Source organism: Pseudomonas sp. PGPR40 (assembly GCF_022014505.1).
Classification (GTDB): Bacteria; Pseudomonadota; Gammaproteobacteria; order Pseudomonadales; family Pseudomonadaceae; genus Aquipseudomonas.
Window position 1 is genome coordinate 34,517 of record NZ_JAKLSP010000041.1, and the last position, 10,645, is coordinate 45,161.

Here is a 10,645-nt window from a genome sequence, read left to right on the forward strand (position 1 = left end):
GTGTCTCTGATCGCTTCTGACCACTTCCGCATCGTTGTCGGCCTCGGCAAGAGCGGCATGTCCCTGGTTCGCTTCCTGGCGAACCGGGGCGTGTCGTTTGCTGTCGCCGATACGCGGGAAAATCCACCGGAACTGGCCACGCTCAAGCGTGACTATCCGCACGTGGAAGTGCGTTGTGGCGAGCTGGACGTCGAATTCCTGTGCCGTGCCGACGAGCTCTACGTGAGCCCCGGCCTGGCGCTGGCGACCCCGGCCCTGCAGGCTGCCGCCGCCCGTGGCGTGAAACTGTCCGGCGACATCGAGCTGTTCGCGCGTAACGCGAAGGCGCCGATTGTCGCCATCAGTGGTTCCAACGCGAAAAGCACCGTCACCACCCTGGTCGGCGAGATGGCGGCTGCGGCCGGCAAACGTGTCGCTGTCGGTGGCAACCTCGGTACGCCAGCGCTGGATTTGCTCAGCGACGATGTCGAGTTGTACGTGATGGAGTTGTCGAGTTTCCAACTGGAAACCACCGATCAACTCAACGCCGAAGTGGCGACCGTGCTCAACATCAGCGAAGACCACATGGACCGCTACAGCGGTTTGCCGGCCTATCACCTGGCCAAGCACCGGATCTTCCGGGGTGCCAAACAGTTCGTGGTTAACCGTCAGGATGCCCTTAGCCGCCCGTTGATGGGCGAGGGCCAGCCATGCTGGACCTTTGGTTTGAGCAAACCCGATTTCAAGGCCTTTGGCATTCGGGAAGAAGACGGCGAGAAGTATCTGGCTTTCGAATTCCAGAACCTGATGCCGGTGCGTGAGTTGAAGATTCGTGGCGCGCATAACCAGTCCAACGCCCTGGCGGCCTTGGCGCTGGGCCACGCGGTGGGTCTGCCGTTCGACGCCATGCTTTCGGCCCTGCGCACTTTCGCCGGCCTCGAGCATCGCTGCCAGTGGGTTCGTGACCTGAACGGCGTGAGCTACTACAACGATTCCAAAGCTACCAACGTCGGTGCCGCACTGGCCGCCATCGAAGGTCTGGGGTCAGACATCGACGGCAAACTCGTGCTGATCGCCGGTGGCGATGGCAAAGGTGCCGAGTTCAAGGATCTGCGTGATCCGGTCGCGGCCAACTGCCGCGCCGTCATTTTGATGGGCCGTGACTCCGACAAGATCGGTGAGGCCATCGGCGATGCCGTTCCACAGATTCGCGTCACTTCGCTGGACGAAGCCGTCGCGCAATGCCGCGCCATCGCTGAACCGGGCGATGCGGTGCTGCTGTCCCCAGCCTGCGCCAGTTTCGACATGTTCAAGAACTACGAAGATCGCGGTCACCAGTTTGTCCGTGCCGTGGAGGACTTGGCATGAATCTGAGCGATATCATCAAGCCTTATCCATCGCCACTGATCACCGGGCGCGGCATCGACCTCGACTTCTCGATGCTCGCCGGCTGTCTGGCGTTGTTGGGCCTGGGGCTGGTGATGATTGCATCGGCATCCACCGAAGTAGCAGCAGTGCAGTCGGGCAGTGCCCTGTATTACATGATTCGCCACCTTATCTACGTGGTGCTGGGCCTGGGTGCCTGCATCGTCACCATGATGATTCCGATCGCTACCTGGCAACGCTTGGGCTGGCTGATGTTGCTGGGGGCATTCGGCTTGCTGATCATGGTGATCATCCCCGGGATCGGCCGTGAAGTGAACGGTTCGATGCGCTGGATCGGCTTCAGCTTCTTCAACGTTCAGCCTTCCGAGATCGCCAAGGTGTTCGTGGTGATCTACCTCGCCGGTTATCTGGTGCGTCGCCAGAAAGAAGTGCGTGAAAGCTGGATGGGTTTCTTCAAGCCGTTCATCGTTCTGCTGCCGATGGCGGGTCTGTTGCTGATGGAGCCGGACTTCGGTGCCACCGTCGTGATGATGGGGGCTGCTGCGGCGATGCTGTTCCTCGGCGGGGTCGGGCTGTTCCGTTTTTCCTTGATGGTTGTCCTGGCTGTCGGGGCGGTGGTGTTGTTGATTCAAATGCAGCCGTATCGAATGGCGCGCCTGACCAACTTTGCCGATCCGTGGGCCGACCAGTTCGGTGCTGGCTATCAGTTGTCTCAAGCCTTGATCGCTTTCGGTCGCGGCGAATGGCTGGGCGTTGGCCTGGGCAACAGCGTGCAGAAACAGTTCTACCTGCCGGAAGCCCACACTGACTTCGTGTTCTCGGTCCTGGCCGAAGAACTGGGTGCCGTGGGTTCTTTGTGCACCGTAGCGCTGTTCGTCTTTGTCTGTATTCGCGGCATGTACATCGGTTACTGGGCCGAGAAGGCCAAACAGTTTTTCGCCGCCTATATCGCGTACGGCCTGTCGTTCCTGTGGATCGGTCAGTTCCTGATCAACATCGGTGTGAACGTCGGCTTGCTGCCGACCAAGGGTCTGACCCTGCCATTCCTCAGTTATGGCGGCAGTTCGTTGGTGATCTGCTGTGCCTGTCTTGGCTTGTTGCTGCGCATCGAGTGGGAGAGTCGAACCCACTTGGGCAGCGAAGAGATGGAATTCCATGAGAGCGACTTCGCCGAGGAGCCGAACCATGGGCGCTAACGTACTGATCATGGCCGGCGGCACCGGGGGCCACGTGTTCCCGGCATTGGCCTGTGCCCGGGAGTTCCAGGCCCGCGGTTATACCGTGCACTGGCTCGGCACGCCCCGCGGGATCGAAAACGATCTGGTGCCGGCGGCCGGTCTTCAATTGCATCGGATCCACGCCAGCGGTTTGCGCGGCAAGGGCAAATTGTCCTTGCTCAAGGCGCCGTTCATGTTGCTCAAGTCGATCTGGCAGGCGCGGGCGATTATTCGTCAGCTGCAGCCAGTCTGCGTGGTCGGCTTCGGCGGTTATGTGACCGGTCCCGGCGGCATTGCAGCCAAATTGGCCGGCGTCCCAGTGATCGTTCATGAGCAGAACGCAGTGGCCGGTACCGCCAATCGGTTGCTGGTGCCGTTGGCCGCCCGGGTCTGTGAAGCGTTCCCCGACACCTTTACCCTGTCGAACAGCCGCCGGACCACCGGTAACCCGGTGCGCACCGAGCTGTTCCTCGCAACACCGCGACCTGCCCTGGCCGGTCGCAAGGCACGTTTGCTGATCCTGGGCGGAAGCCTGGGCGCAGAGCCGTTGAACAAATTGCTGCCTGAAGCCTTGTCGCAAGTCGCCCCCGACCTGCGCCCGGACGTGTTTCATCAGGCCGGCAAAAACCACGATGAAGTGACTGCAGAGCGCTATCGCGCGGCTGGCGTCGAGGCGCAAGTGCAGCCTTTCATCAAAGACATGGCCCAAGCCTATGGTTGGGCCGACCTGGTGGTGTGCCGCGCAGGCGCGCTGACCATCAGTGAACTGGCGGCTGCCGGTCTGCCCTCGATGCTGGTGCCTTTGCCCCACGCGATCGACGATCACCAGACCCGCAACGCCGATTATTTGGCCCGTGAAGGTGCTGCCTTCCTGATGCCGCAGAGAACGACTGGCGCAGCGGATCTTGCCGCTCGCCTGACAGAGGTCTTGATGCAACCGCAACGACTCAACGACATGGCCACCGCGGCACGCCGCCTGGCCAAACCCGATGCCACCCGTAACGTGGTCGATACCTGCCTGGAGGTGGTCCATGGTTGAGAATAAGAAAGCCATGCCTCATCCGGAAATGCGCCGCATCCGTCGCATCCACTTCGTCGGTATCGGCGGCGTGGGCATGTGCGGCATCGCCGAAGTGTTGCTGAACCTGGGCTATGAAGTGTCCGGTTCGGACCTCAAAGCCTCGCCGGTGACCGAGCGTCTCGAATCCTTCGGTGCCCACATCTATATCGGCCACCGTGCCGAGAACGCCGCGAACGCCGATGTGCTGGTCACCTCCAGTGCCGTGAACACTTCCAACCCGGAAGTCGCCACCGCGCTGGAACGCCGGATTCCGGTCGTGCCGCGTGCCGAGATGCTGGCCGAGCTGATGCGCTACCGTCACGGCATCGCCGTCGCCGGTACCCATGGCAAAACCACCACCACCAGCCTGATCGCTTCGGTGTTCGCCGCCGGTGGCCTGGACCCGACGTTCGTCATCGGTGGCCGTCTGAATGCCGCGGGTACCAATGCCCAGCTCGGCACCAGCCGTTACCTGATCGCCGAAGCCGATGAAAGCGATGCCAGCTTCCTGCACTTGCAGCCGCTGGTGGCCGTGGTCACCAACATCGACGCCGACCACATGGCGACCTACGACGGTGACTTCAACAAACTGAAGAAAACCTTCGTCGAGTTCCTGCACAACCTGCCGTTCTACGGTTTGGCGGTGGTGTGCCTGGACGATCCGGTGGTGCGTGAGATCCTCCCGCAGGTGAAACGTCCGACGGTCACTTATGGCTTTGGCGACGATGCCGACGTGCGCGCGATCAATGTGCGTCAGCAGGGCATGCAGACCTTCTTTACCGTGTTGCGCCCTGACCGCGAGCCGCTGGATGTGTCGGTAAACATGCCGGGCAACCACAACGTGCTGAACGCGCTGGCGACCATTTGCATCGCCACCGATGAAGGCGTCAGCGATGAGGCCATCGTCCAGGGCCTGTCCGGGTTCCAGGGTGTCGGCCGGCGCTTCCAGGTGTACGGCGAACTGCCGGTGGATGGCGGCAACGTAATGCTGGTCGATGACTACGGTCACCACCCGACCGAAGTCGCCGCCGTGATCAAAGCCGTGCGCGGTGGCTGGCCGGAGCGCCGTCTGGTGATGGTCTACCAGCCGCACCGTTACAGCCGCACCCGCGACCTGTACGACGATTTCGTCAATGTACTGGCCGACGCCAATGTGCTGCTGCTGATGGAAGTCTACCCGGCCGGCGAAGAGCCGATCCCGGGCGCCGACAGCCGCAAGCTGTGCAACAGCATTCGCCAGCGCGGTCAGCTCGACCCGATCTACATCGAGCGCGGCGTCGAGCTTGCGCCGATCGTCAAACCGCTGCTGCGTGCCGGCGACATCCTGTTGTGCCAGGGCGCCGGTGATATCGGCGGTCTCGCACCGAAACTGTTGAATAGTCCGTTGTTCGCTGGCGCGGTTGCCGTGCCAAGCGTGGGGAAGTTGAAATGACTGCTGCTTACGCCAACCTCGTCTCCACTGTCGCGCCGAAAGACTTCGGCCGCGTCGCCGTACTGTTCGGTGGCAAGAGTGCCGAGCGTGAGGTTTCCCTGAAGTCGGGTAATGCGGTGCTCGATGCACTGCAAAGTGCCGGTGTCGACGCCTTCGGTCTCGACGTGGGCGATGACTTGCTGCAGCGCCTGCTGAACGAAAAAATCGACCGCGCCTTCATCATCCTCCACGGTCGTGGCGGTGAAGACGGCAGCATGCAGGGGCTGCTCGAATGCCTGGGCATTCCGTACACCGGCAGCGGCATTCTGGCCTCGGCACTGGCCATGGATAAACTGCGCACCAAGCAGGTCTGGCACAGCCTCGGCATTCCGACGCCTCGCCATGCCGTGTTGAGCTGCGAGGCCGATTGTATTTCGGCGGCCACGGAACTGGGCTTCCCTTTGATCGTCAAACCGGCCCATGAAGGTTCCAGTATCGGGATGGCCAAAGTGACCTCCGCGTCCGAATTGATCGACGCGTGGAAAGCGGCCAGTACCTACGATTCGCAAGTGTTGGTCGAGCAATGGATTCAAGGTCCGGAGTTCACCATCGCCACCCTGCGTGACCAGGTGTTGCCACCGATTGCCCTGGGCACAACGCACAGTTTCTACGACTACGACGCCAAGTACGTGGCTTCCGATACCCAGTACCGGATTCCGTGTGGCCTGGACAGCAACAAAGAAAAAGAACTCATGGACCTCACGGCCAAAGCCTGTGAAGCGCTGGGTATCGCCGGTTGGGGCAGGGCAGACGTGATGCAGGACGCCGATGGGCAGTTCTGGTTCCTGGAAGTCAATACCGCACCGGGAATGACCGATCACAGTCTGGTGCCGATGGCGGCGCGTGCCGCCGGCCTGGATTTCCAGCAACTGGTTCTGGCGATTCTGGCCGCCAGTGTTGAAGAACCTAGAGGTTAAGACGATGCAAGGCGCACAGCTTAGACATCAGCCCTCCGCACCCGGCCGCAAGCCGGTGCCGCGGGGTGCCAGCCGAATGGTGGCCAAAGAGCCGATGTCCGCGCGCCTGCCGAAAGCCAACTTTGGTTTTCTGAAAAGCCTGTTCTGGCCCGTGCTGCTGGTTGCGTTGGGGTTCGGCACTTATGAAGGCGCACAGCGTTTGTTGCCGTACGCCGACCGGCCGATCACCAAGATCGCGGTGCAGGGCGACTTGAGTTACATCAGCCAGCAAGCGGTGCAGCAGCGGATCGCCCCGTACGTGGCGTCGAGCTTCTTCACCATTGACCTGGAGAGCATGCGTACCGAGCTTGAAACGATGCCATGGATTGCCCACGCCGAAGTGCGTCGGGTATGGCCGGATCAAGTAGTGATTCGCCTGGAAGAACAACTGCCGGTAGCCCGGTGGGGCGATGAGTCGCTGTTGAACAACCAGGGGCAGGCGTTCACCCCGCGCGAGCTGGCGAACTACGAACACTTGCCACAGTTGTTCGGTCCGCAGCGGGCCCAGCAGCAAGTGATGCAGCAATACCAGGTGCTGAGCCAGATGCTCAGACCGTTGGGCTTCTCGATTGCACGCCTGGAGTTGCGTGAACGAGGCAGTTGGTTCCTGACCACCGGCGCCGGCAGCGCGGGCCCGGGGATCGAACTGCTGCTGGGACGCGGCAAGCTGGTGGAAAGGATGCGCCGCTTCATTGCCATCTATGACAAGACGCTCAAAGAGCAGATTACGAACATTGCGCGCATCGATCTGCGCTACGCCAACGGTCTCGCCGTTGGCTGGCGGGAACCTGTAGCGCCCACGATAGCTCAACCCGCTGTCGCGAAGAATTAAGAGAGGCAGGACCCATGGCAAACGTGCAAAGCGGCAAAATGATCGTCGGTCTCGATATCGGCACCTCCAAGGTGGTGGCGCTGGTAGGCGAGGTCGCGGACGACGGCACGCTCGAAATCGTCGGGATCGGTACTCATCCGTCCCGCGGCCTGAAAAAAGGCGTAGTGGTGAACATCGAGTCCACCGTCCAGTCGATCCAGCGCGCTATCGAAGAAGCGCAGCTGATGGCCGGTTGCCGGATCCACTCGGCGTTCGTCGGCGTGGCCGGCAATCACATCCGCAGCCTGAATTCCCACGGCATCGTGGCGATTCGTGATCGCGAAGTCAGCACCGCCGACCTTGAGCGCGTCCTCGACGCTGCCCAGGCCGTGGCGATCCCGGCTGACCAGCGTGTGCTGCACACCCTGCCGCAGGATTACGTGATCGATAACCAGGAAGGCGTTCGCGAGCCGCTGGGCATGTCCGGCGTGCGTCTGGAAGCCAAGGTTCACGTGGTCACCTGCGCGGTCAACGCCGCACAGAACATTGAAAAATGCGTGCGCCGCTGCGGCCTGGAAATCGACGACATCATCCTCGAGCAACTGGCTTCCGCGTATTCGGTCCTGACCGACGACGAGAAAGAGCTGGGCGTATGCCTGGTGGACATCGGTGGCGGTACCACTGATATCGCAATCTTTACCGAAGGTGCGATCCGTCACACCGCGGTGATTCCGATTGCGGGCGATCAGGTGACCAACGACATCGCCATGGCGCTGCGCACCCCGACCCAGTACGCCGAAGAAATCAAGATTCGCTACGCCTGCGCCCTGGCCAAACTGGCCGGTGCCGGCGAAACCATCAAGGTGCCGAGCGTCGGCGACCGTCCGCCGCGCGAGCTGTCCCGTCAGGCCTTGGCCGAAGTGGTCGAGCCGCGTTATGACGAGCTGTTCACCCTGATCCAGGCCGAATTGCGTCGCAGCGGCTACGAAGACCTGATTCCGGCCGGCATTGTGCTGACTGGCGGTACAGCGAAGATGGAAGGCGCGACTGAGCTGGCCGAGGAAATCTTCCATATGCCGGTTCGCCTGGGCGTGCCCCATGGCGTCAAGGGCCTGGACGATGTGGTCCGCAACCCGATCTATTCCACCGGCGTTGGCCTGTTGATGTACGGCCTGCAGAAGCAGTCCGACGGGGTTTCGTTCTCCGGCATCGGCAGCCGCGACAGTTACAGCAATGACGAACCGAAAGCCGCCTTGCTCGATCGCATCAAGAGCTGGGTACAAGGCAACTTCTAACGAAGCAGTTTCAAGCGACAAGCGGTAAAGGCAGCAAAACGCAGTAGGCGAAAAAAACTAGAGAACGTAAGGAGAGGGAAAATGTTCGAACTCGTAGACAACATCCCCGCAAGCCCGGTAATTAAAGTTATCGGTGTTGGCGGTGGCGGCGGCAACGCTGTCAATCACATGGTCAAGAGCAACATTGAAGGCGTTGAGTTCATCTGCGCCAACACTGATGCCCAGGCGCTGAAGAGCATCAGCGCGCGGACCATCCTGCAACTGGGTACCGGCGTGACCAAAGGTCTGGGTGCCGGCGCCAACCCTGAAGTAGGTCGTCAGGCCGCTCTCGAAGATCGTGAGCGCATTGCCGAAGTCCTGCAGGGCACCAACATGGTGTTCATCACTACCGGCATGGGCGGTGGTACCGGTACCGGTGCTGCGCCGATCATTGCCGAAGTGGCCAAGGAAATGGGGATCCTCACCGTTGCGGTAGTGACCCGTCCGTTCCCGTTCGAAGGCCGCAAGCGCATGCAGCTCGCCGACGAAGGTATTCGTCTGCTGTCTGAAAGCGTCGACTCGTTGATCACCATTCCCAACGAGAAACTGCTGACCATCCTCGGTAAAGACGCCAGCCTGCTGTCGGCTTTCGCCAAGGCCGACGATGTACTGGCCGGTGCCGTTCGCGGTATCTCCGACATCATCAAGCGTCCGGGCATGATCAACGTCGACTTTGCCGACGTGCGTACCGTGATGAGCGAAATGGGCATGGCGATGATGGGCACTGGCTGCGCCAGCGGTCCGAACCGTGCACGTGAGGCCACCGAAGCGGCCATTCGCAACCCGTTGCTCGAAGACGTGAACCTGCAAGGCGCACGCGGCATCCTGGTGAACATCACCGCCGGTCCTGACCTGTCTCTGGGTGAGTACTCCGACGTGGGTAGCATCATCGAAGCCTTCGCTTCCGAGCACGCGATGGTCAAGGTCGGTACCGTTATCGATCCTGACATGCGCGACGAGCTGCACGTGACTGTTGTTGCCACGGGTTTAGGCGCTAAAATCGAGAAGCCTGTGAAGGTCATCGACAATACCGTTCACACCTCGATGGCTTCCCAGCCACAACAACAAGCCCCTGTTCGTCAAGAACAGCCTGCGGTGAACTACCGTGACCTGGACCGTCCGACCGTCATGCGCAACCAGGCTCAGGCCGGTGCTGCGACTGCCGCGAAGATGAACCCGCAAGATGACCTGGACTACCTGGACATCCCGGCTTTCCTGCGTCGTCAGGCCGATTGATGAAATGTATCAGGGGTATTAGGGTGATTGGTGTTCAGCAAAGGTCTGGTCTGCTATCATCGCCAGCCTTTGTTGATACCAGTTCGCAATTTGCGCTGAAGCGGCCCATGCCATGATAAAACAACGCACCCTGAAGAATATTATCCGTGCCACAGGTGTCGGCCTGCACTCCGGGGAGAAGGTCTACCTGACCCTCAAGCCAGCGCCCGTCGACACCGGCATTGTGTTTTGTCGTGCTGACCTCGACCCTGTGGTGCAGATTCCTGCCCGTGCGGAAAACGTTGGCGAAACCACTATGTCGACCACGCTTGTTAACGGTGACGTCAAAGTGGACACGGTGGAGCACCTGCTCTCGGCCATGGCTGGCCTGGGCATCGATAACGCCTACGTCGAGCTCTCCGCGTCCGAAGTCCCGATCATGGATGGTAGCGCTGGACCCTTCGTATTCCTGATTCAATCGGCTGGCCTGGAAGAACAGGACGCTGCCAAGAAGTTCATCCGGATCCTGCGGGAAGTGACAGTGGAAGACGGCGACAAGCGCGCCACTTTCGTCCCTTTCGAAGGTTTCAAAGTGAGCTTCGAGATCGATTTCGATCACCCGGTTTTCCGTGACCGCACACAAAGTGCAAGCGTGGATTTTTCCAGCACTTCGTTCGTAAAAGAAGTCAGCCGCGCCCGTACCTTTGGTTTCATGAGTGACATCGAGTACCTGCGCAAGCACAACCTCGCACTCGGCGGCAGCGTTGAAAACGCTATTGTGGTCGACGCGGATGGTGTACTGAACGAAGACGGCCTTCGCTATGAAGACGAATTCGTGAAGCACAAGATCCTCGATGCAATTGGTGACCTCTACCTGCTGGGCAATAGCCTGATTGGTGAGTTCAAGGGCTTCAAGTCCGGACATGCATTGAACAACCAGCTGCTGCGCAAGTTGATTGAGCAGACAGATGCCTGGGAAGTCGTGACTTTCGAAGACGCCAGCACTGCACCGATCTCTTACATGCGTCCTGTTGCGGCCGTGTAAGCAAAAAACCTCTCTAGTTTTTTAAAGGCTACCTTCGGGTGGCCTTTTTTTATGGTGCGCCAGGCATGGCGCGTAGCGCCGTGACTGGCGCTGTTCAGCTCATTATGGTGATGAGTTGGATGACTTGGAGGTGGAAGTCCTCTACACACCCGGCAAGGGGAAGTGTTAGCC

The 10,645-nt window shown here is 60.5% G+C and carries 9 protein-coding genes; all 9 read left to right on the forward strand.

Annotation, left to right across the window (positions count from 1 at the left end; translation table 11 throughout):
* The 9 genes from murD to lpxC all read left to right on the forward strand — a co-directional run bounded on the left by murD (window position 1) and on the right by lpxC (window position 10,474).
* Window positions 1-1,347: a UDP-N-acetylmuramoyl-L-alanine--D-glutamate ligase gene (murD, locus tag MEB48_RS26720; protein ID WP_237886770.1), complete on the forward strand. Its 1,347-nt coding sequence runs from the start codon at window positions 1-3 to the stop codon at window positions 1,345-1,347.
* Window positions 1,344-2,561 (forward strand): putative lipid II flippase FtsW, encoded by a 1,218-nt coding sequence (ftsW, locus tag MEB48_RS26725; RefSeq protein WP_442969126.1) that lies wholly within the window; start codon window positions 1,344-1,346, stop codon window positions 2,559-2,561. The genes murD and ftsW overlap by 4 nt, the downstream gene beginning before the upstream one ends.
* The gene (murG, locus tag MEB48_RS26730; RefSeq protein WP_237886771.1) at window positions 2,551-3,621 is read left to right on the forward strand and encodes an undecaprenyldiphospho-muramoylpentapeptide beta-N-acetylglucosaminyltransferase; all 1,071 of its coding nucleotides are present in this window, start codon (window positions 2,551-2,553) and stop codon (window positions 3,619-3,621) included. Before ftsW ends, murG begins: the two co-directional genes overlap by 11 nt.
* On the forward strand, window positions 3,614-5,074 hold the full coding sequence (gene murC / locus MEB48_RS26735; protein WP_237886772.1) for a UDP-N-acetylmuramate--L-alanine ligase: 1,461 nt from the start codon (window positions 3,614-3,616) through the stop codon (window positions 5,072-5,074). The genes murG and murC overlap by 8 nt, the downstream gene beginning before the upstream one ends.
* A complete protein-coding gene (locus MEB48_RS26740) occupies window positions 5,071-6,030 on the forward strand; it encodes a D-alanine--D-alanine ligase (protein WP_237886773.1) in 960 nt (319 codons plus the stop codon). The genes murC and MEB48_RS26740 overlap by 4 nt, the downstream gene beginning before the upstream one ends.
* 4 nt (window positions 6,031-6,034) lie before the next feature.
* On the forward strand, window positions 6,035-6,901 hold the full coding sequence (locus MEB48_RS26745; protein WP_237886774.1) for a cell division protein FtsQ/DivIB: 867 nt from the start codon (window positions 6,035-6,037) through the stop codon (window positions 6,899-6,901).
* 14 nt (window positions 6,902-6,915) lie between these two features.
* Window positions 6,916-8,175 carry a cell division protein FtsA gene (gene ftsA, locus MEB48_RS26750; protein WP_237886775.1) on the forward strand — a complete coding sequence of 420 codons (1,260 nt, stop codon included), beginning with the start codon at window positions 6,916-6,918 and terminating at the stop codon, window positions 8,173-8,175.
* A gap of 81 nt (window positions 8,176-8,256) precedes the next feature.
* Window positions 8,257-9,450 (forward strand): cell division protein FtsZ, encoded by a 1,194-nt coding sequence (ftsZ, locus tag MEB48_RS26755; RefSeq protein ID WP_095051261.1) that lies wholly within the window; start codon window positions 8,257-8,259, stop codon window positions 9,448-9,450.
* Window positions 9,451-9,562: 112 nt separating this feature from the next.
* On the forward strand, window positions 9,563-10,474 hold the full coding sequence (lpxC, locus tag MEB48_RS26760; RefSeq protein ID WP_007939852.1) for a UDP-3-O-acyl-N-acetylglucosamine deacetylase: 912 nt from the start codon (window positions 9,563-9,565) through the stop codon (window positions 10,472-10,474).
* The last annotated feature ends 171 nt before the right edge of the window (window positions 10,475-10,645 follow it).